Raw genomic sequence first — 19,846 nt, forward strand, 5'->3', positions numbered from 1 at the left:
GATGAAACGTGTTTCTCAAATGACCGCGCTGGCACTGGCTTTAGGGCTCGCTTGCGCTTCTTCCTGGGCAGCTGAAACAGCACAGACGCTCACCCTCGACCAGTTACAGCAAAAGCAAGGCGCGGCGATCGATACCCGTCAGAGCGCTTTTTACAACGGCTGGCCGCAGTCGCTTAATGGTCCTTCAGGACACGAACCTTCCGCACTGAACCTGTCTGCCGCCTGGCTCGACAAGATGAATGATGAACAACTCAGCGCCTGGATTCAGTCACATCAGTTGAAAACTGATGCGCCAGTAGCGCTGTATGGTAGCGATAACGACATACAGGCTGTCAAAGCCCGCCTGCAAAAAGTTGGCTTTAACCATATCTCCACCCTCAGCGATGCGCTTACGGACCCAGCCCGCCTGCAACGTCTGCCGCACTTCGAACAGCTGGTGTACCCGCAGTGGCTGCACGACCTGCAGCAGGGTAAAAACGTAACCGCTAAACCGGCGGGTGACTGGAAAGTGATTGAGGCCGCCTGGGGCGCGCCGAAGTTGTATCTGCTCAGCCACATCCCTGGTGCGGGCTACATTGATACCAACGAAGTTGAAAGCGAACCGCTGTGGAATAAAGTTTCCGACGCGCAGCTCAAAGCGATGCTGGCGAAACACGGTATCCGCCACGACACCACGGTGATTTTATACGGTCGCGATGTCTATGCCGCTGCTCGCGTGGCGCAAATTATGCTGTACGCAGGCGTGAAAGATGTTCGTCTTCTCGACGGCGGTTGGCAAACCTGGTCCGACTCAGGTTTACCGGTCGAACGCGGAACTCCGCCAACGGTGAAACCAGAACCTGATTTCGGCGTGAAAATCCCTGCCCAGCCGCAGCTGATGCTCGATATGGAACAGGCTCGCGGTCTGCTGCATCGCCAGGATGCGTCTTTGGTGAGCATTCGTTCATGGCCAGAATTTGTCGGTACCACCAGCGGCTATAGCTACATTAAGCCAAAAGGTGAGATTGCAGGTGCACGTTGGGGCCACGCAGGCAGCGACTCCACGCATATGGAAGATTTTCATAACCCGGATGGCACCATGCGCAGCGCGGATGACATCGCCGCCATGTGGCAGCAATGGAATATCCTGCCGAATCAACAGGTCTCTTTCTATTGCGGTACCGGCTGGCGCGCTTCAGAAACGTTTATGTATGCCCGCGCGATGGGCTGGAAAAACGTCTCCGTCTACGACGGCGGCTGGTATGAGTGGAGCAGCAATCCAAAAAATCCGGTTGCCAGCGGTGAACGGGGCCCGGACGCCAGTAAGTAAGATTGTCATTATTGCCGGATAAGCGTATCCGGCAACGCAATACGCTACGCCTGACGCTGAACCGCTTTCAGTGTCAGGTATCCGCTCCAGATCCGGGTAAATGTCGTCATCCAGCACAGCGCGCCAAAGACCCACGCCATCACGGCAAAATATTCCGGGAACAGACAACCCAACACAAATAGCAAAATCGTCTCAGTACCTTCGGTCAGTCCCCCCAGATAATAAAACGATTTATGCGCGTAGCCCGGGTTATCAATTTGATGTTTCGCCGCCAGCGCGGCAAAGGCCAGAAAGCTGCTGCCGGTTCCCATAAAGGCGAACAGCAGCCAGCCGCCAGCCAGCGAGTTAGCCGCCGGATCGGCGAGCATAAAACCGAATGGCACTAAGGCGTAAAACAGAAAATCGAGCGTGATATCAAGAAATCCGCCTGCGTCGGTTAGCCCTCTGCGCCGCGCCAGAGCCCCATCCAGCCCATCAAAAAGCCGATTGAGCACAATGACCGCCAGCGCTGCCAGATACCAGCCTAACGCCAAAAATGGCAAGGCCAACACGCCAATGGCAAAACCGACCAGCGTAAGCCCGTCCGGGGTAATCGCCGGTTTATCAATAATGCTTACGCAGCGATGCAAAAGCGGTTTTAATCGCGGATGAATATGACGATCAAGCATGCGGGCGTCCTTTAAAGCTGTCGCACAGCCCCTGGGAAGGAATATCGAGAGCAGCATTAAAACGCGCAGAGAGATTTTGAAACGCAATCAGCGCGGTCATTTCCGTAATGGCATCATCGGTAAAATGCTGCTTCATCTGCGCTTTCAGCGCATCATCAACCTGTGGAGGCGTTGCGGTCACCGCATCGGCATAGGCCAGAGCTACTTGCTCTTCTGCGCTAAATAGCGCCGATTCTTGCCAGTTGGCAACCTGTAAGACTTTATCCAGCGCGCCACAGCGTTCAGCCAACCGTAAACTGTTGGCATCAACGCAGAAAGCGCAGTGGCACACCTGAGAAACGCGGGTCATCAACAGCGCGCGCATCACCGGCGTTAAACGCGCCTTTTTACGCTCCAGAAACCCGACAAACAGCGCCACCAGCCAGAACAGAAACGGCATCCGCCCCCACCAGCGCGTGGGATGCAGCACATCGCCATAATGTTTTTTCTGCGTAGCAACGAGCGGTTTTAGACTGGAAGGGATACGCGTTAACGGCTTTACCCACGACTGAGGTTCGTTCAACGGTGGCTCCTGAATACTTTAGATAAAACAAAGATAACGATAGTATGTCATTTTCTGCTGTTAGATCTTGATGAATATAATGAAAACCCTCGACGTGGTCGCCGCTATCATTGAACGTGATGGCAAAATTTTACTGGCTCAGCGTCCGCTACATGCGGATCAGTCAGGCATGTGGGAGTTTGCCGGCGGTAAGGTTGAATCGGGCGAAAGTCAGCCCGAGGCGCTGTTCCGTGAACTGCGTGAAGAGTTGGGCATTGAGGCAGTCGTGGGGCGCTACATTGCCAGCCATCAACGCGAGATTTCGGGCCGACTGATTCACTTACATGCCTGGCATGTACCGTCATATCAGGGGGAACTGAAGGCGTATGAACATCAGGATATCGTCTGGTGTTCACCCGAAGAGGCGCTGCGTTATCCGCTGGCGCCTGCCGATATCCCACTACTGGAAGCGTTTATTCTTTTACGCGACGCCAGACCAGCGGATTTGTGCTGATCGTTTTCTCATCGCGTTGGCACTGAAGCAAGACGCCGTCAGCTTTAATCACTGCCCCTTCTGAATAGTTTTGATCCTGATAAATACAGCACTGGCTACAGGGCTGCGCCCGCTGACCGCTGGAACTGAACACTTCCGGCGGTACGTTAACCTGCACATCCGGGCGATAAGGCTGATTTGCCAGCGTCGCGCCGGACACCAGGGCCAACACGCCTGCCACGATTAAACGGCGCATATTCTTTCCTTTTTAACTGACAATTATGCTCAGTATAACGGTATAAATCGGCAGAAACTTTAGCCTCTTCGATCATCGTTTTTGGTTATGACCCACCACGCAATATTAATTTACTTAGCGGGGTTAATTTTTTCTTGCGTCGCGTCACAGTGCTGATGGTATAGTCAAAAACTGCACAACACTTAACACAAAAATCAAAAATATAACCATATCAATACATAAGAGGTTCTTATATCTATGGATCAGACATGTTCTCTGGAGTCATTCCTTAACCATGTGCAAAAGCGCGACCCGAATCAAACCGAGTTCGCGCAAGCCGTTCGTGAGGTAATGACCACGCTGTGGCCTTTCCTTGAGCAAAACCCGCGTTATCGCCAGATGTCATTGCTGGAACGTCTGGTTGAACCGGAGCGCGTGATCCAGTTCCGCGTAGTCTGGCTGGACGACCGCAATCAGGTGCAGGTCAACCGCGCATGGCGCGTGCAGTTTAGCTCTGCCATTGGCCCATACAAAGGCGGTATGCGTTTCCACCCTTCCGTGAACCTGTCGATCCTGAAATTCCTTGGCTTCGAGCAGACGTTTAAGAATGCCCTCACCACGCTACCAATGGGCGGGGGTAAAGGCGGGAGCGATTTCGATCCAAAAGGGAAAAGCGAAGGCGAAATCATGCGTTTCTGCCAGGCGCTGATGACCGAACTGTTCCGCCATTTAGGTCCCGATACCGACGTTCCGGCGGGCGATATCGGTGTGGGCGGCCGTGAAGTCGGCTTTATGGCCGGGATGATGAAAAAACTCTCCAACAACAGCGCCTGCGTCTTTACCGGTAAAGGTCTCTCTTTCGGCGGCAGCCTGATTCGCCCGGAAGCCACCGGCTACGGTCTGGTGTATTTCACCGAAGCGATGCTCAAACGCCATGGTCTGGGCTTTGAAGGCATGCGCGTAGCGGTTTCTGGCTCCGGTAACGTGGCGCAATTCGCCATTGAGAAAGCCATGGAGTTTGGCGCGCGGGTTGTTACCGCCTCCGATTCCAGCGGTACCGTAGTTGACGAAAGTGGATTTACCAAAGAAAAACTGGCGCGGCTGTGCGCAATCAAAGACAGCCGCGACGGTCGCGTAGCAGATTATGCCCGTGAGTTTGGCCTGACCTATCTGGAAGGCAAACAGCCGTGGTCGGTTCCGGTCGATATCGCCCTGCCGTGTGCCACGCAGAACGAGCTGGATGTCGATGCAGCACGCGTATTGATCGCCAACGGCGTGAAAGCTGTCGCCGAAGGGGCAAACATGCCGACCACTATCGAGGCCACCGATCTGTTCCTCGAGGCAGGTGTACTGTTCGCACCGGGTAAAGCCGCCAACGCCGGTGGTGTGGCGACATCCGGTCTGGAAATGGCGCAAAACGCCGCACGTCTGGGCTGGAAAGCGGAGAAAGTGGATGCGCGTCTGCACCACATCATGCTGGATATTCACCATGCCTGTGTTGAATACGGCGGCGAAAGCAAACAGACCAACTACGTACGTGGCGCCAACATCGCGGGTTTCGTGAAGGTAGCCGACGCGATGCTGGGCCAGGGTGTGATTTAATATCTTCTCTGTAGACCCGTAGGCCGGATAAGGCACAGGTGCCGCATCCGGCAAAGCCTGATGGCGCTACGCTTATCAGGCCTACAAACTTACAGGCCCGCCTCTTCAGATGGCGGGTTTTTTTTCGCCGGACGTTTACGCGGCGCACTCTTTTTCTTATCGCCACCACTACCGCCAGGTGCAGCAATTCCACGAAAGCGTCGTACCGGTGTGCTGCGCGCCTGATCGATAAGCTGATACAGCGTCCCCACCAGCGGCTGCATGAAATCCTGATAGCGACATTGCTTTTCGCTGATTTGGGTCAGGATAGATTCCCAGTGCGCGGTCATGTCCGGACGCGTCGCCATTTCTGGCAACGAGTGGAACAGCGCTTTTCCCGCGTCGGTAGAATGGATATACCGTCCTTTTTTCACCAGGAACCCGCGCTTAAACAGCAGTTCGATAATTCCGGCGCGCGTCGCTTCTGTACCTAAACCATCCGTTGCACGCAGGATCTTTTTCAGATCTTTATCCTGCACGAATCGCGCAATCCCGGTCATCGCTGACAGCAGCGTGGCATCGGTAAAGTGACGTGGTGGTTGAGTCTGACGTTCAACCACTTCGCCTTTTTCGCACAGCAGTTCGTCATCTTTTGCCACCACCGGCAACGGCGTTCCGTCGTTGTCTTCGTCGCGCTCTTTGTTGCCAAGCAGCGTGCGCCATCCGGCTTCCGCCAGAAAGCGCGCTTTGGCGACAAACTTGCCTTTGGCGATGTCCAGCTCAATCACGCACTTTCTGAATACCGCATCCGCGCAAAACTGCATCAGATACTGACGGGCAATCAGGTTGTAGATTTTCGCTTCGTTGTCGTTCAGGTTAATGGATGAACTGCGCGCGGTAGGAATGATGGCATGGTGCGCATCCACTTTTTTGTCGTCCCAACAGCGATTTCGCGTATCGGGATTGACCGCCGGTTGCGGGAGCAGATCCGGTGCATGGACGCTAATCGCGTTCAGTACCGCATGACGTCCGGCAAAGTGCTCTTCCGGCAGATAACGGCTATCCGAACGCGGATAGGTAATCAACTTATGGGTTTCATACAACTTCTGGCAGATATCCAGAACGTTTTGCGCACTTAAACCGAAGCGCTTCGCCGCTTCAATCTGCAACGCCGACAGCGAGAACGGTAACGGCGCGGATTCTGATTCCCGTTTATCGTTATAGCTGGTGACTATCGCCGGTTGACCGTTAATTCGGTTCACCACGTGTTCAGCCAGCGTGCGATTCAGCAAGCGCCCTTCTTCATCCTGATACGGCTCACACGCTTCACTCGGCTGCCAGATAGCGGTAAACCGCTCATCGGCGGGCGTTACGATATGCGCTTTCACTTCAAAGAAGTCTTTGGCGACGAAGTTCTCAATCTCTTCATCACGACGCACAACCAGCCCGAGCACCGGCGTTTGTACGCGCCCGACCGAAAGTACGCCCTGATAGCCCGCGTTACGTCCGAGAATGGTGTAAGCGCGCGTCATATTGATACCGTACAACCAGTCCGCACGCGCTCGCGCCAGTGCCGACACGCACAGCGGAATAAACTCACTGTTGGCGCGCAGCCGCTCAATAGCCCGCTCAACGGCCTGCGGGTTGAGGTCGTTAATCAGGCAACGCTGCACCTTCTGGCGCTTTTCAGGCGCCAGTTGCAGGTAATCCAGCACTTCATCCACCAGCAGTTGCCCTTCACGATCGGGGTCACCGGCGTGAATAACTTCGCTGGCCTCATGCAAAAAGCGCTTAATGACGTTGAGCTGTTTGGTCACCGAGGGGCGCGGTTGCAGTTGCCACTTTTCCGGGACAATCGGCAGATCGACCAGACTCCAGCGAGCATAACGACTGTCGTAGGCATCCGGCTGCGCCTGTTCAAGCAGGTGACCAATACACCAGGTCACCACTTGTCCATTTCCGCATTCGATAAAACCATCGCCTTTGCGATGCGGCTTTGGCAGCACATCGGCGATAGCACGCGCCAGACTTGGTTTTTCGGCAATAAACAACCGCATCGAGTTAACGAATCTCAACCATGGCGCGACCGCCACGAGCTTCCACTAACTCACCAATGGCGGTGAGATCGATACCGAACTGCGCCGCTGCCGCTTTCACTTCGGCTTCAGCTTCCGGCGTTACCGCCAGCAGTAGGCCACCGGAAGTTTGCGGATCGCACAACAGATCGCGTACCGATTGCGGCATTTCACCCATCAGGTGTCCGTAGCTGGCAAAGTTACGTTGGGTACCGCCGGGTACCGCACCTTGCGCGATGTATTCTTCAACGCCAGGCAGCTTAGGAATATCCTGGTAGATAATTTGCGCCTGAACGCCTGCGCCCTGACACATTTCACTCAGATGCCCCAGCAGACCAAAACCGGTAACGTCGGTCATGGCTTTCACGCCGTCGATATCGGCGAATGCCGCACCGGCAATGTTCATCCGACACATCACTTCTGTCGCCAGTCCTTTGTGTTCTTCCTTCAGTAGTGATTTTTTCTCTGCTGTCGTCAGAACGCCAATCCCCAGAGGCTTGGTCAGGAATAACTTACACCCTGCCTCTGCGGTGCTGTTTTTCTTCACGCGTTCGGTCGGCACAACGCCAGTTACCGCAAGGCCAAAGATAGGCTCTGGGGCATCGATAGAGTGGCCGCCCGCCAGCGCAATACCCGCCTGACGGCAGGCAAAACGTCCGCCTTCGGTGACTTCGCGGGCGATTTCCGGTGCCAGCTTATCCAGCGGCCAGCCCAGAATAGCAATTGCCATAATCGGTTTGCCGCCCATGGCGAAAATATCGCTGATGGCGTTAGTGGCGGCGATGCGGCCAAAATCAAACGGATTATCGACAATCGGCATAAAGAAATCGGTGGTGCTGATAACACTGGTGCCGTTTCCCAAATCGTATACGGCCGCGTCGTCGCGAGTTTCATTACCCACCAGTAAGTTCGGATCAACAAACTTCGCCTGCTCGCTGTGCAGGATGGTTTCCAGCACTTTTGGGGAAATTTTACAACCGCAACCGGCTCCGTGGCTGTATTGCGTTAAACGAATAGCTTGCTCGCTCATGGACATCTCCTGTCATTGCAATCCGGATATGGTAGCGCTCATTCCATGATGTGGTAAGAGTGACTGTCTGAATTCGAGTGTCTTTGCTCAGAATCCAGACAGTTTTGCCGTTGATATCAGAAATAACGGACGAATGCGCTCGGATCGGCAAGGTTGATCGTCGTGGATGCTTTTAGCTGCGGTGTACCCAGATAGAGGAAACCGACGATTTTATCTTGCGGGCGACAGTCGAATGCTTCACGAACGACCGCACTTTCGGTTAATGCACCACTGCGCCAGATACCGCCAAAGCCCTGGGCAATTGCGGCCATCTGCATAGCCATCACCGCACAACCGGCAGACATTTCTTGTTCCCACAGAGGAACCTTGTCGTTTTCTTCACATTTCGCCACCACGGTAATAATCAGCGGCGCGCGAAACGGTGCGTTGCGCGCTTTTTCCTGAGCTTTCTCATCGCTACCTGCGGCAATCGCGCCTTTCTCAAGTACGGTGCTAAAGCGTTCACGCCCTTCACCCTCAATGACATAGAATTGCCACGGTTGCAGCGTTTTGTGGTCCGGTGCGCGCATTCCCGCCCGCAGAATGTTTTGCAGTTGCTCTCCGGCCGGGGCCGGCTCGACAAGACGAGAAGCGCTACGACGGGTGATAAGTAATTCGAGTGCATCCATTTGCTTAACTCCAACAATGAGATTTGTTCACAAAATTAACACGTGAGCGGATTTTGTTACAGCACAGGCGGTGATTCCTGCTGACAAGTGCCTGTCTGGTCATTACGATAGCCTCATCTTATCGCCTTTCTCCGGGATTTCGGGATGGCGTGTTGTTAATCGGTAGGGAGAATACATGCGAACCCTGTGGCGATTTATTGCCGGATTTTTTAAATGGACGTGGCGATTACTTAATTTCGTCCGTGAATTTGTGCTTAACCTGTTCTTCATCTTCTTGGTGCTGGTGGGCGTGGGTATCTGGATGCAGGTCAGCAGCAGCAATACCAGTGAACACGCTGAGCGAGGCGCACTGCTGCTGGATATCTCGGGGGTCATTGTCGATAAGCCGTCGAGCACCAGTCGCTTAAGCGTTATTGGTCGTCAGCTGTTTGGTGCCAGTTCCGATCGCCTGCAGGAAAACTCCCTGTTCGATATCGTGAATACTATTCGCCAGGCAAAAGAAGATCGCAACATCACCGGCATTGTGATGGATCTGAAAAATTTTGCCGGGGCCGACCAGCCTTCCATGCAGTATATCGGTAAAGCGCTGCGGGAATTCCGCGACAGCGGCAAACCGGTCTTTGCCGTAGGCGATAACTTCAGCCAGGGGCAGTACTACCTCGCCAGTTTCGCCAATAAAATTTATCTTTCTCCACAGGGTTCCGTTGATCTGCACGGCTTTGCCACCAACGGTTTGTACTACAAGTCCCTGCTCGACAAGCTGAAAGTTTCCACACACGTGTTCCGTGTCGGAACTTATAAGTCTGCCGTAGAACCGTTTATCCGTGATGATATGTCTCCTGCCGCGCGTGAAGCTGACAGCCGCTGGATCGGCGAGCTGTGGCAGAACTATCTCGACACGGTTGCTGCCAATCGCCAGATCCCTGCTCAGCAGGTGTTCCCTGGCGCACAGGCCATGCTGGACGGTTTGACAAAAGTCGATGGTGATACCGCGAAATATGCGCTCGACAACAAACTGGTAGATGCACTGGCCTCCAGCGCTGAAGTCGAAAAAATGCTGACCAAACAGTTTGGCTGGAGCAAAGCGGATAAAAATTATCGCGCTGTCAGCTATTACGATTACTCACTGAAAACGCCAGCGGATACTGGAGACAGCATTGGCGTTATCTTCGCCAATGGCGCGATTATGGACGGTGAAGAAACCCCTGGGAATGTGGGCGGTGACACGACTGCCGCGCAGATCCGCGAAGCCCGTCTTGATCCGAAAGTGAAAGCAATTGTTCTGCGCGTGAACAGCCCTGGCGGCAGCGTCAGTGCCTCCGAAGTCATTCGTGCTGAGCTGGCTGCGGCAAAAACGGCGGGTAAACCGGTTGTGGTGTCCATGGGCGGCATGGCGGCATCCGGTGGGTACTGGATCTCCACCCCAGCAAGCTACATTGTGGCGAACCCCAGCACGCTGACCGGTTCAATCGGCATCTTTGGCGTGATCAACACCGTGGAAAACAGTCTGGATTCCATTGGCGTACACACCGACGGCGTGGCGACATCCCCACTGGCGGATATCTCCATCACCAAAGCGTTACCACCAGAAGTGCAGCAAATGATGCAACTTAGCATCGAGAACGGCTATAAGCGCTTTATCACGCTGGTCGCAGATGCGCGTAAAACAACACCTGAGCAGATTGACAAAATCGCGCAGGGCCACGTCTGGACCGGACAGGATGCAAAAGCCAACGGTCTGGTAGACAGTCTGGGTGATTTTGATGACGCCGTGGCGAAAGCGGCTGAGCTGGCCAAACTGAAACAATGGCACATTGCGTATTATCAGGACGAACCGACATTCGTTGATATGGTGATGGACAGCATGTCAGGCTCCGTTCGCGCCATGCTGCCTGACGCCATTCAGGCTATGCTCCCACCACCGCTGGCCTCTGCGGCCAGTGCAGTAAAAGCCGAAAGCGATAAGCTGGCCGCATTCAACGATCCGCAAAACCGCTATGCGTTTTGCCTGACCTGCGCCAACGTTCGCTAACTATTGACCCCTCTTCGGGATGAAGAGGGGTTTTCTTTGAGACAGAAGAAAAGTCATGCAGAAAAAATCAATTTACGTTGCCTATACCGGCGGTACCATTGGTATGCAGCGCTCAGAACAGGGTTATATTCCCGTTTCCGGTCATCTGCAGCGCCAGCTGGCATTGATGCCTGAATTCCACCGTCCGGAGATGCCAGATTTCACCATCCACGAATACGCCCCGCTGATGGATTCCTCCGATATGACGCCGGAAGACTGGCAGCATATTGCGGAAGACATTAAAGCGCACTACGACGATTACGATGGTTTTGTCATTCTGCACGGCACTGACACCATGGCGTTTACGGCTTCGGCGCTCTCTTTTATGCTGGAGAATCTGGGCAAGCCGGTCATTGTGACAGGGTCACAAATCCCATTGGCAGAGCTACGTTCTGACGGACAAATCAATTTGCTGAATGCGTTGTACGTTGCAGCAAATTACCCGATCAATGAAGTTACCCTGTTTTTCAACAATCGATTGTTTCGCGGCAATCGGACCACTAAAGCGCATGCTGATGGTTTTGACGCGTTTGCCTCACCCAACCTTGCACCACTGCTGGAAGCCGGGATCCACATTCGTCGGCTGGGAACTCCGCCCGCACCTCACGGTACAGGTGAGTTGATTGTGCATCCTATCACTCCGCAACCGATTGGCGTGGTCACCATTTATCCGGGGATCTCCGCTGATGTAGTACGCAACTTCCTGCGCCAACCTGTAAAAGCATTAATTTTGCGCTCCTACGGCGTGGGGAATGCGCCGCAGAATAAAGAGTTCCTGAAAGAACTTGAAGATGCGAGTTCGCGTGGCATTGTGGTGGTGAACCTTACGCAGTGTATGTCCGGCAAGGTGAACATGGGGGGCTACGCGACAGGCAATGCGCTGGCGCATGCTGGCGTGATTGGCGGCGCGGATATGACCGTCGAAGCCACACTCACCAAACTGCACTATTTGCTGAGTCAGGGACTGGATACGCAGACGATCCGTGAAGCGATGACGCAAAATCTGCGTGGTGAGCTCACGCCTGACGATTAAAGGAGTCTATGCCCATGGCCCAAGCCTTACTGTTGGTCGATTTACAAAATGACTTTTGTGCCGGTGGTGCCCTCGCGGTCCCACAAGGTGACAGCACAATCGATATTGCCAACCGTCTGATTGACTGGTGTGCCTTACGCGGCGACATGGTCGTTGCCAGTCTGGACTGGCACCCGGCTAATCACAGTAGTTTTGCCAGCCAGCATCAGGTCGAGCCCTACAGCCAGGGACAACTCGATGGACTGGCGCAGACATTCTGGCCCGATCATTGCGTACAAAACAGCGCAGGTGCAGCCCTGCATCCGCTGCTGAACCAGCGTGCGATAACTCAAACGTTCACTAAAGGTGAGAACCCGCTGGTCGACAGCTATAGTGCGTTTTTTGATAACGGTCGTCGTCAGGCTACCGCGCTGAATGCATGGCTACTCGAACGCCGCATTGCCGAGCTCATCATCATGGGTCTGGCAACCGACTATTGCGTTAAATTCACCGTACTGGATGCGCTCGATCTTGGCTACACCGTCAGCGTTATTACCGACGGCTGCCGTGGGGTTAATATTCAACCCCAGGACAGTGCAAACGCCTTTATAGAAATGGCGGCGGCGGGTGCAACGCTGTATACGTTGGACGACTGGCTGGAAACCCAACCGTAAGCGATGCCGACAGGGTCACTCCTGTCGGCGCGTTATCTCAGGCCAGCGCTGAAATCTCTTCCAGCGATACTTTGCGTGTTTCGATGCCAAAACAAAAAAGAATCAGCGCGCATAGAACCAACATTACTCCTAAGGAAGGTGCGAATAAGCAGGTCATTTCTTCCCAAGCTGACTCGCTGATTAAAATTTCGCGGATCTGGGCCGATTTTTTTCCCGCAAACACATCGAATCAGCCTATTTAGGCTATTTTTTCCACCATTTCTGGCGTTATTTCCGGTTTTTACTGAGATCTCTCCCACTGACGTATCATTTGGTCCACCCGAAACAGGTTGGCCAGGGTGAATAACATCGCCAGTTGGTTATCGTTTTTCAGCAGCCCCTTGTATCTGGCTTTCACGAAGCCGAACTGCCGCTTGATGATGCGAAACGGGTGCTCCACCCTGGCACGGATGCTGGCTTTCATGTATTCGATGTTGATGGCCGTTTTGTTCTTGCGCGGATGCTGCTTCAAGGTTTTTACCTTGCCGGGACGCTCGGCGATCAGCCAGTCCACATCCACCTCGGCCAGCTCCTCGCGCTGTGGCGCTCCTTGGTAGCCGGCATCGGCTGAGACAAATTGCTCCTCTCCATGAAGCAGATTACCCAGCTGATTGAGGTCATGCTCGTTGGCCGCGGTGGTGACCAGGCTGTGGGTCAGGCCACTTTTGGCATCGACACCAATGTGGGCCTTCATGCCAAAGTGCCACTGATTGCCTTTCTTGGTCTGATGCATCTCCGGATCGCGTTGCTGCTCTTTGTTCCTGGTAGAGCTGGGTGCCTCAATGATGGTGGCATCCACCAAAGTGCCTTGGGTCATCATGACGCCTGCTTCGGCCAGCCAGCGATTGATGGTCTTGAACAATTGACGGGCCAGTTGATGCTGCTCGAGCAGGTGGCGGAAATTCATGATGGTGGTGCGATCCGGCAGGGCGCTATCCAGGGATAATCGGGCAAACAGGCGCATGGAGGCGATTTCGTACAGGGCATCTTCCATGGCACCGTCGCTCAGGTTGTACCAATGCTGCATGCAGTGAATACGCAGCATGGTCTCCAGCGGATAGGGCCGTCGGCCATTGCCCGCCTTGGGATAAAACGGCTCGATGACAGCGGTCATATTCTGCCATGGCAGAATCTGCTCCATGCGGGAGAGGAAAATCTCTTTTCGGGTCTGACGGCGCTTAGTGCTGAATTCACTATCGGCGAAGGTGAGTTGATGGCTCATGATGTCCCTCTGGGATGCGCTCCGGATGAATATGATGATCTCATATCAGGAACTTGTTCGCACCTTCCCTAACACGATAAAGACCGTAACGGAGCCATAGCGGGTCAACAAAATAGCGACGCCATAGGGCGTAAACACAGCGACAATCCTTCCCACCGCATTAACAAAACCTGATCCTCTCAATCTTAGGTGCGTGGGCCATAGTTCTGGGACATAAACTGCAGAGGCAAAGCAGACATACATATACAGAAAAAAAATCATCACCAGCCCGTAGCTCAGAATGGCCCACTCTTCAGTTTGAAGTGAATAGAAATACCCGAGCAATGCGATAATAATCAACAAGAATGAGCCAAACAATCGCCGTGGAAAGCGATCGATAATTAACGCGGCAATAAATATCCCAACTGGCGCGCCAATCATAATTATCGCGGTCATAAATATGGATTTCGTTACATCGATTCCCGAATTAACAAATATAGTCGGGATCCATACCGTAATGGTGTAGAGCGAAATATTCATTGCGATAAGCACCGTGATCGCCACCAGTGTACAGCGCAACATTGGCCCCTTAAACAATAGCCAAAATGAACCACTTGCCGTGCTTAAATCCGCCGACGGGCATTCGTTCCGGCAGGATGGTAAAGTGATGTTTTTTTCTAGCTCAATTTGCGATTCAACCTGCATAAGATGTTTTTCAGCTTCGCTTCTCTTCCCTTTACCAGCCAGCCAACGTGGGGATTCAATATAGTATTTTCCCGACAGATACCAGGCCAACAGCATTGCCATGCCACCGAGCAGAAACATCACCCGCCAGCTTAAAAGTGCAATGATCACGACGCCAATTGCCGCAGATAGCATTGGTGCCCAGTTGCCGACAAATGACAGACGGGCAGACCATTTCCCACGTACCGCGGGTGGAATGAATTCTGTAAATGAGGCATAGCCCACCATAATTAGCGCCCCCATTCCAATCCCCATCAGACAGCGGAAGAAGATAAGCCAGTACATGTTGGGCACAAACGTTGCAGCGCAGGCTGAGGCCCCGACGATTAACAAATTGATGCGGAACGCTTTGCGTCGACCGAGATAATCACCAATAAAGCCGCCGGCTAGTGAACCGATAAAGTAGCCGAACATCAGCGCTGAGGTAAACGCGGCATTTAGATAATTGTTTGACCAGCCAGTGTTGACTAATTTTGCTAATACCACATTCCCGGAATAGCTGAGAAAACCGGTTATTAACAAACTAAAACTAATAATGCCGAAAATACGAAAATGAAATCGAGATAAAGGTAAGCGATCTAATCTTGCGCCGATAGGGTCACATTGTTCCATCTGGATGCCTCAAATTCAGCTAAATAGAAAGTATGGCGATCGCGGCAGAAGCAATTTTGCCGCGCCATCCATCATCATTAGATTCTTATGGCATTTCCCAGGTGCAAACTAAAATAATATCGACACAACCCTCGCTATAGTTAATAAACGAGTTGAATATTATTCTCTTTGCAAAATGCAATCCACTCTGCACCCGGTGCCTTATTGGTTATTAGGTAATTAATATGGCTAAAGTCCACTAGCTGAACGAAAGCTTTACGATCAAACTTTGAGTGATCAACTAACAGGGCCACCTCAGTCGCCTGGCGGATCATGGTTTTTTTGATTTCCGCTTCCGCTTCATTAGAATCAAGCGCCCCACTCTGCATATCCAAACCTTTGCAGCTCATCACCATGATATCAACATGATAGCGGCTGATAATCTCCTTGGTGATTCTTCCCTGCAGCGACAGCGTATTCTTATTCAGCTCACCGCCAGTAGAGACCACGTTAATTTCTGACTGCGCCAGCTCATGAAATGCTTCAGCCGAATTGGTAAGCAACGTCAGATCGTTTCTTTCCTTCAACAGCTTTAATAATTCCATCGCGGTACTGCTGGAGTCGGCAGCCATTGTGGTCTTATTTTTAATAAACGGTAATGCATTACGTGCAATGATCTGCTTTTCTTCGAAGAAAGATTTCGCACGCTTATAAAAATGAATATTGTCGGACAACGCAGTGGTATTGAGCACTGCACCGCCATATGTTCGGGTCAAAAAACCTTCATCTTCCAGTTTTTCAAGATCGCGGCGAATCGTTTCCTCAGTCACCTGAAAGATTGAACTTAAATTAGATACCACCACTTTCTTATCGTTAGCCACCATTTGCTTAATGGCCTGAATCCTGTCTTTTGCCGCCACGATGATACCTCTGTTTCCTGCAAAGTAATAATAAGACCCTAGTATCTCACAGGCTATATTTATTTTCAAAAGAACATGTCTGAATCACAGATTTTAATACTCTTTTACACAGAAACAGAGGTCAATCCTATCTGAATTAATTTATATCCAACGCTTCCGCCATTCGCCTCATCAATAATGAATCATCATCTGTCAGGGGAATGGTTAACGCCTCGACATTCTCGCGAACCTGTTCAGGTGCGGTTGCGCCACTCAGTAAGGTGATCAAATCGCTTTGCTTTAAAATCCACGCCAGAGCTAGTGCGGGAATTGTGCAGCGGTATTTTTCACAAAGCGGCTGCCACTGCCCAAGCATATCAATCACCCGCAACATATTTTCCCGCTGAAACCAGACCTTGTTAGCCCGCGCGCCGCCAGGAACATAATCTCGGGCGATAGTACCGGTCAACAACCCCTGCTCAAGCGGTGAATATACCTGCACGATGATGCCATTCTGCTGACATAGCGGCAGCAGTTCAGCTTCCAGCGCCCGGTCAAGAATGCTGTACTTGGCCTGGATAATATCCAGCTCACCGTGTTTGAGATACTCCCTGATATGCCCGGCATTGACGTTCGCCGCACCAATCGAACGGATTTTCCCCTCTTTTTTCAGTGCGTTCAGCGTGTCTACGGTTTCCGCAATCGGCGTAAAACAGGGTTCGACCGACTGCCAGTGGGTCATATAGATATCAATACTGTCGATACCCAATCTTTGCAGGCTGGCATCAACCTCTTCGCGAATAGACTCAGGCGTAAGGTTTTTATACAGCTGGCGATCGCCCACTTTGTTAAACAGGCTGCCTGTTCGCTCCCAGACGATGCCGCATTTGGTTTCAACCACTACCTCGCTGCGCGGCAGCTTTTTCAGCGCCTGACCGACAATCACTTCACTGTTGCCAAAGTTGTAGCCTGGCGCGGTATCAATCAGATTGATACCGCAGCGATACGCCTCAACAATGGTATCGATACAAATCTGCAGATCGAGATCGCCATTCCATGCCGGACCACCGCCAATAGCCCATGTGCCTAATCCCATGCGGGAAAGCGTAATATCCGTACTTCCTAAAGGAATCATTTTCATCTGCCGCTATTACCCTTCGTATTCGTCAAGAAGTTGTTCAACCAGCTTTCTGTTCTTCACACCCGTCGTGGCACCCACGCTCAGTACCGATATTGCCGCCGTTGCATTAGCAAACAGCGCGCAGTCGCGAAGCGGTTTGCCTTCTAGCAGCGCGGAGATAAATCCTGAAGCAAAGTTATCCCCCGCGCCGATGGTGTCGATGGCGGTAATTCCTGACACCGCCGGGACCTCCATTTTCATGTCAACACGCTTTATAAAACAGCCTCTCTTGCCGGTCTTAATCACGACGGTTTTCACGCCACAGTTCAGAAAACTGTCGGCAATCTCATCCAGCGTCTCTTTCCCAGTGAGCAGTTTTGCCTCTTCAAAATTGGGAAACAGATAATCCACGTAGCTCAGCGCTTCACGGATATCGTCCAGCGTTTCATTCAGTCGCGGTTTAATCATATCCGCGCAGATAATGAGCTTATGCGCTTTCGCCTGCGTGAAAATTGCCGTCAGTGCATCGCCATCCAACAACGGGCTATTAAAAATACTCGCCAGCGACAGCAGCTTTGCTTGAGAGAAACGGTCAAAATCAACATCGTTTATATTCAGTTTCCATAAGCTGCCGTTACGGTTAGTCACAAAGGTGCGTTCACCATCAGCGGTGACTAAACCCACGTTAATGGAAGTATCAATATCAGCATCCTGCTTCAGGCTTTTAATATCAATATTCTCCTGACGGCAGTGGTCGACAATAAAATGCCCCGCAGCATCGTCACCTACCCGGCCAATTAACGCCGTGCGATGGCCGAGGCGAGAAATAATCGTCGCCTCATTAATAGCGTCACCTCCCGTGGTCATAGCTATTCGTTCTAATGGATAAGATTCAACATCAAAGATATTTTTACTCACTGGTTGCAAGGGAATATCAACAATTGCCGCCCCTATACAAATAACCTCGATATTATCCATATTGTCATTCCGCTTTACCGTCTGAACCAAACAATTTGATTTTCTCCAGCGCGCGCGCTTTTACGGCTTTACGTACTTCACGTTCAACGTGCAGGAACGGCTGGTCCTGGTTCTCCTGCACCGCCACCATTGCGGCCTGGCACAGTTCGGTGTGAATATTGATTTTCGAAATGCCTAATGAAATGGCTTTTTTGATATCCGCGTCGCTAATGCCGGACGCGCCGTGCAGCACCAGCGGAACGGATACCGCCTGACGCACTCGTTTAACCACGTCAAAGTTCAGTTTCGGTTCGGAGGTGTAGACGCCGTGCTGGTTACCAATCGCTACCGCCAGCGAGTCACAGCCGGTACGCTCGACAAACTCAGCCGCCTGGCTTGGGTCAGTGTAGTGATAACCCGCCAGCGCCTCTTCGTAGACCGTTTCATTACCCACATGGCCCAGCTCTGCTTCGACCGGAATACCCAGCGGGTGGAAGAAATCGACCGCCTCTTTGGTCAGGCGAATATTCTCCTCGAAATCAAAAGCGGAAGCATCACGCATCAGTGAATTCATGCCGTGGGCCCATGCGTTATGGATTATCTCCATGCTGCGTCCGTGATCCCAGTGGGTAATAACCGGCACCGAGGCTTTTTTCGCCATAGAAACCATCATATGCGAAAAATCTTCAAACGAGGTATTACCCACAAAGCCGGTACCGAAGGAGATAATTACCGGCGATTTAGATTCTTCCGCCGCATCAATCACTCCCATTAACATTTCCGCATTCCACACGTTAAAGTGGGCAATTGCATAATGTTTATTTTGAGCATCATTTTCCCAATATTTAATATCTGCCAGCATGGTTATTTCTCCCTTTTCAATAGATTAATAATTTACTTTAATAACGCCTTTGATAATTTCACATTTGTTATTAACGGATTCATCAAACGCGCGCTGAACATCTTCATAATCGTAAATATGCGTCACCATCGACTTCACATCAAAACGCCCTGAGGAGATGGCTTCAATCGTGACCGGGTAGCGGTTGGCATAACGGAAAACGGTCTGAATAGACACTTCACGGTTAATTTTGAGGAAATTAATCGCTGAATCACCAGGTACAGTACCCACGATCATGATTTTCCCGCCGCGCATTACCAGATATGGAGCCTGCTTAACAGTGATCGCTGAACCTGCGGTTTCAAAAACAATATCGGCCCCCATATCTCCGGAGAACTGCTGGCAGCGGACAACGGTGTCCTCTTTCGCCCCGTTGATCACGGTCGTCGCGCCAAGTTGCTCGGCCATGGTCAGACGCTTTTCCAGGACATCAACCACCGCAATGTCGGTAGCACCCAAACATTTACAGGCTTGCAGGGTCATTAAACCAATACAGCCCGCCCCCAGAATGACGATTTTCTTGCCCGGTTTAACGTCCGCCAGCATTGCGGCATGCATCCCTACCGCCGCGGGCTCTACCAGCGCGCCTTCCATGGTGTCCATATTATCGGGCAACTTGTAAGTGAAGCTCTCCGGATGGCACAGATAGTGGGTTAGCGCGCCGCGATAATTAGGTTGCGTGGCCATAAAGTCAACATCAGGGCAGATGTTGTATTTCCCTTCCAGACAGTAGCGGCAGTGACCGCACGGCACGCCCGGTTCGATATTCACCTGGTCGCCGGGTTTAAATTTAGTCACACGGTTCCCTACTGCCACCACCGTACCGGCGCATTCATGCCCCAGACCAATTTCCTGATTGGGATCTTTCGGCGGAATAAAAGGACCTGATTCAAAACCATGAACATCTGATCCACAAATTCCAACGTATTCCACTTTAATCAGCACTTCGTGCTCTTTTGGCACCGGGATATCGGCGGCAATGATTTTCATCGTGCCCGGCGTTTTTAATATCGCTTTTGAATTTTTCATTTTATTTC

Annotated in this window: 19 protein-coding genes and 1 pseudogene; 6 read left to right on the plus strand and 14 right to left on the minus strand. The window is 52.1% G+C overall.

Annotated features, from left to right (window positions below):
- Window position 1 precedes the first annotated feature (1 nt).
- Complete coding sequence (locus SK39_RS01635) at window positions 2-1,309, plus strand: sulfurtransferase (protein ID WP_048216537.1); 1,308 nt, start codon at window positions 2-4, stop codon at window positions 1,307-1,309.
- A gap of 44 nt (window positions 1,310-1,353) precedes the next feature.
- Here the strand turns inward: SK39_RS01635 and SK39_RS01640 are convergent, their stop codons facing one another.
- Window positions 1,354-1,977, minus strand: a complete 624-nt coding sequence (locus SK39_RS01640) for a CDP-alcohol phosphatidyltransferase family protein (protein WP_003846635.1) — start codon at window positions 1,975-1,977, stop codon at window positions 1,354-1,356.
- A complete protein-coding gene (locus tag SK39_RS01645; RefSeq protein WP_003030660.1) occupies window positions 1,970-2,539 on the minus strand; it encodes a carboxymuconolactone decarboxylase family protein in 570 nt (189 codons plus the stop codon). Before SK39_RS01645 ends, SK39_RS01640 begins: the two co-directional genes overlap by 8 nt.
- A 79-nt stretch (window positions 2,540-2,618) precedes the next feature.
- Here SK39_RS01645 and SK39_RS01650 point away from each other — a divergent pair, with 79 nt between their 5' ends.
- Window positions 2,619-3,032, plus strand: coding sequence for a pyrimidine (deoxy)nucleoside triphosphate diphosphatase (locus tag SK39_RS01650; protein ID WP_032936117.1), 414 nt, complete (start codon window positions 2,619-2,621; stop codon window positions 3,030-3,032).
- Here the strand turns inward: SK39_RS01650 and SK39_RS01655 are convergent.
- Entirely contained in the window at window positions 2,992-3,267 is a 276-nt protein-coding gene (locus SK39_RS01655; RefSeq protein WP_016150109.1) for a YnjH family protein, read from the minus strand. The genes SK39_RS01650 and SK39_RS01655 overlap by 41 nt on opposite strands.
- A gap of 237 nt (window positions 3,268-3,504) precedes the next feature.
- On the opposite strand from SK39_RS01655, the gene gdhA reads away from it, so the two are divergent.
- Complete coding sequence (gdhA, locus tag SK39_RS01660) at window positions 3,505-4,848, plus strand: NADP-specific glutamate dehydrogenase (protein WP_003832501.1); 1,344 nt, start codon at window positions 3,505-3,507, stop codon at window positions 4,846-4,848.
- 89 nt (window positions 4,849-4,937) lie between these two features.
- Here the strand turns inward: gdhA and SK39_RS01665 are convergent, their stop codons facing one another.
- The 3 genes from SK39_RS01665 to SK39_RS01675 all read right to left on the minus strand — a co-directional run bounded on the left by SK39_RS01665 (window position 4,938) and on the right by SK39_RS01675 (window position 8,600).
- The gene (locus SK39_RS01665) at window positions 4,938-6,884 is read right to left on the minus strand and encodes a DNA topoisomerase III (protein WP_048216538.1); all 1,947 of its coding nucleotides are present in this window, start codon (window positions 6,882-6,884) and stop codon (window positions 4,938-4,940) included.
- 4 nt (window positions 6,885-6,888) lie between these two features.
- Entirely contained in the window at window positions 6,889-7,932 is a 1,044-nt protein-coding gene (gene selD / locus SK39_RS01670; RefSeq protein ID WP_003840882.1) for a selenide, water dikinase SelD, read from the minus strand.
- A gap of 116 nt (window positions 7,933-8,048) precedes the next feature.
- The gene (locus SK39_RS01675) at window positions 8,049-8,600 is read right to left on the minus strand and encodes an NAD(P)H nitroreductase (RefSeq protein WP_003030670.1); all 552 of its coding nucleotides are present in this window, start codon (window positions 8,598-8,600) and stop codon (window positions 8,049-8,051) included.
- A 175-nt stretch (window positions 8,601-8,775) separates the two neighbouring features.
- Here SK39_RS01675 and sppA point away from each other — a divergent pair, with 175 nt between their 5' ends.
- The 3 genes from sppA to pncA are packed head-to-tail and all read left to right on the plus strand — an operon-like array spanning window position 8,776 to window position 12,357.
- Window positions 8,776-10,632 (plus strand): signal peptide peptidase SppA, encoded by a 1,857-nt coding sequence (sppA, locus tag SK39_RS01680; RefSeq protein WP_048216539.1) that lies wholly within the window; start codon window positions 8,776-8,778, stop codon window positions 10,630-10,632.
- 55 nt (window positions 10,633-10,687) lie between these two features.
- Complete coding sequence (gene ansA / locus SK39_RS01685; protein WP_003030673.1) at window positions 10,688-11,704, plus strand: asparaginase; 1,017 nt, start codon at window positions 10,688-10,690, stop codon at window positions 11,702-11,704.
- A gap of 14 nt (window positions 11,705-11,718) precedes the next feature.
- A complete protein-coding gene (gene pncA, locus SK39_RS01690; protein ID WP_048216540.1) occupies window positions 11,719-12,357 on the plus strand; it encodes a bifunctional nicotinamidase/pyrazinamidase in 639 nt (212 codons plus the stop codon).
- Between the two features lie 37 nt (window positions 12,358-12,394).
- On the opposite strand, the pseudogene SK39_RS27480 reads toward pncA, so the two are convergent.
- The 8 genes and pseudogenes from SK39_RS27480 to SK39_RS01730 all read right to left on the minus strand — a co-directional run.
- Window positions 12,395-12,490, minus strand: a pseudogene (locus tag SK39_RS27480) (hypothetical protein); the annotation flags it as partial.
- Between the two features lie 147 nt (window positions 12,491-12,637).
- The gene (locus SK39_RS01700; protein ID WP_032637327.1) at window positions 12,638-13,618 is read right to left on the minus strand and encodes an IS5-like element ISKpn26 family transposase; all 981 of its coding nucleotides are present in this window, start codon (window positions 13,616-13,618) and stop codon (window positions 12,638-12,640) included.
- Between the two features lie 45 nt (window positions 13,619-13,663).
- Window positions 13,664-14,953 (minus strand): MFS transporter, encoded by a 1,290-nt coding sequence (locus tag SK39_RS01705; protein ID WP_048216542.1) that lies wholly within the window; start codon window positions 14,951-14,953, stop codon window positions 13,664-13,666.
- Window positions 14,954-15,093: 140 nt separating this feature from the next.
- A complete protein-coding gene (locus SK39_RS01710; RefSeq protein WP_003030679.1) occupies window positions 15,094-15,852 on the minus strand; it encodes a DeoR/GlpR family DNA-binding transcription regulator in 759 nt (252 codons plus the stop codon).
- 136 nt (window positions 15,853-15,988) lie between these two features.
- Window positions 15,989-16,972, minus strand: a complete 984-nt coding sequence (ydjG, locus tag SK39_RS01715; RefSeq protein WP_008320453.1) for an NADH-dependent methylglyoxal reductase — start codon at window positions 16,970-16,972, stop codon at window positions 15,989-15,991.
- A gap of 9 nt (window positions 16,973-16,981) precedes the next feature.
- A complete protein-coding gene (locus SK39_RS01720; protein ID WP_003030681.1) occupies window positions 16,982-17,929 on the minus strand; it encodes a carbohydrate kinase family protein in 948 nt (315 codons plus the stop codon).
- Between the two features lie 4 nt (window positions 17,930-17,933).
- On the minus strand, window positions 17,934-18,770 hold the full coding sequence (locus SK39_RS01725; RefSeq protein ID WP_003840876.1) for a ketose-bisphosphate aldolase: 837 nt from the start codon (window positions 18,768-18,770) through the stop codon (window positions 17,934-17,936).
- 24 nt (window positions 18,771-18,794) lie between these two features.
- Window positions 18,795-19,838 carry an NAD(P)-dependent alcohol dehydrogenase gene (locus SK39_RS01730; RefSeq protein ID WP_003840875.1) on the minus strand — a complete coding sequence of 348 codons (1,044 nt, stop codon included), beginning with the start codon at window positions 19,836-19,838 and terminating at the stop codon, window positions 18,795-18,797.
- Window positions 19,839-19,846: the final 8 nt, after the last annotated feature.

Source organism: Citrobacter sp. BIDMC107 (assembly GCF_001037575.1).
Classification (GTDB): domain Bacteria; phylum Pseudomonadota; class Gammaproteobacteria; order Enterobacterales; family Enterobacteriaceae; genus Citrobacter; species Citrobacter freundii.

Excerpts from the sequence above, each read along its gene's own strand:
- SK39_RS01650 (WP_032936117.1), top strand. The coding sequence starts at position 2,619 with ATGAAAACCCTCGACGTGGTCGCCGCTATCATTGAACGTGATGGCAAA.
- SK39_RS01655 (WP_016150109.1), bottom strand. The coding sequence starts at position 3,267 with ATGCGCCGTTTAATCGTGGCAGGCGTGTTGGCCCTGGTGTCCGGCGCG.
- SK39_RS01725 (WP_003840876.1), bottom strand. The coding sequence starts at position 18,770 with ATGCTGGCAGATATTAAATATTGGGAAAATGATGCTCAAAATAAACAT.
- SK39_RS01705 (WP_048216542.1), bottom strand. The coding sequence starts at position 14,953 with ATGGAACAATGTGACCCTATCGGCGCAAGATTAGATCGCTTACCTTTA.
- selD (WP_003840882.1), bottom strand. The coding sequence starts at position 7,932 with ATGAGCGAGCAAGCTATTCGTTTAACGCAATACAGCCACGGAGCCGGT.
- SK39_RS01675 (WP_003030670.1), bottom strand. The coding sequence starts at position 8,600 with ATGGATGCACTCGAATTACTTATCACCCGTCGTAGCGCTTCTCGTCTT.
- SK39_RS01720 (WP_003030681.1), bottom strand. The coding sequence starts at position 17,929 with ATGGATAATATCGAGGTTATTTGTATAGGGGCGGCAATTGTTGATATT.
- gdhA (WP_003832501.1), top strand. The coding sequence starts at position 3,505 with ATGGATCAGACATGTTCTCTGGAGTCATTCCTTAACCATGTGCAAAAG.
- SK39_RS01640 (WP_003846635.1), bottom strand. The coding sequence starts at position 1,977 with ATGCTTGATCGTCATATTCATCCGCGATTAAAACCGCTTTTGCATCGC.
- SK39_RS01700 (WP_032637327.1), bottom strand. The coding sequence starts at position 13,618 with ATGAGCCATCAACTCACCTTCGCCGATAGTGAATTCAGCACTAAGCGC.
- sppA (WP_048216539.1), top strand. The coding sequence starts at position 8,776 with ATGCGAACCCTGTGGCGATTTATTGCCGGATTTTTTAAATGGACGTGG.
- SK39_RS01730 (WP_003840875.1), bottom strand. The coding sequence starts at position 19,838 with ATGAAAAATTCAAAAGCGATATTAAAAACGCCGGGCACGATGAAAATC.
- SK39_RS01665 (WP_048216538.1), bottom strand. The coding sequence starts at position 6,884 with ATGCGGTTGTTTATTGCCGAAAAACCAAGTCTGGCGCGTGCTATCGCC.
- ydjG (WP_008320453.1), bottom strand. The coding sequence starts at position 16,972 with ATGAAAATGATTCCTTTAGGAAGTACGGATATTACGCTTTCCCGCATG.
- pncA (WP_048216540.1), top strand. The coding sequence starts at position 11,719 with ATGGCCCAAGCCTTACTGTTGGTCGATTTACAAAATGACTTTTGTGCC.
- ansA (WP_003030673.1), top strand. The coding sequence starts at position 10,688 with ATGCAGAAAAAATCAATTTACGTTGCCTATACCGGCGGTACCATTGGT.
- SK39_RS01635 (WP_048216537.1), top strand. The coding sequence starts at position 2 with ATGAAACGTGTTTCTCAAATGACCGCGCTGGCACTGGCTTTAGGGCTC.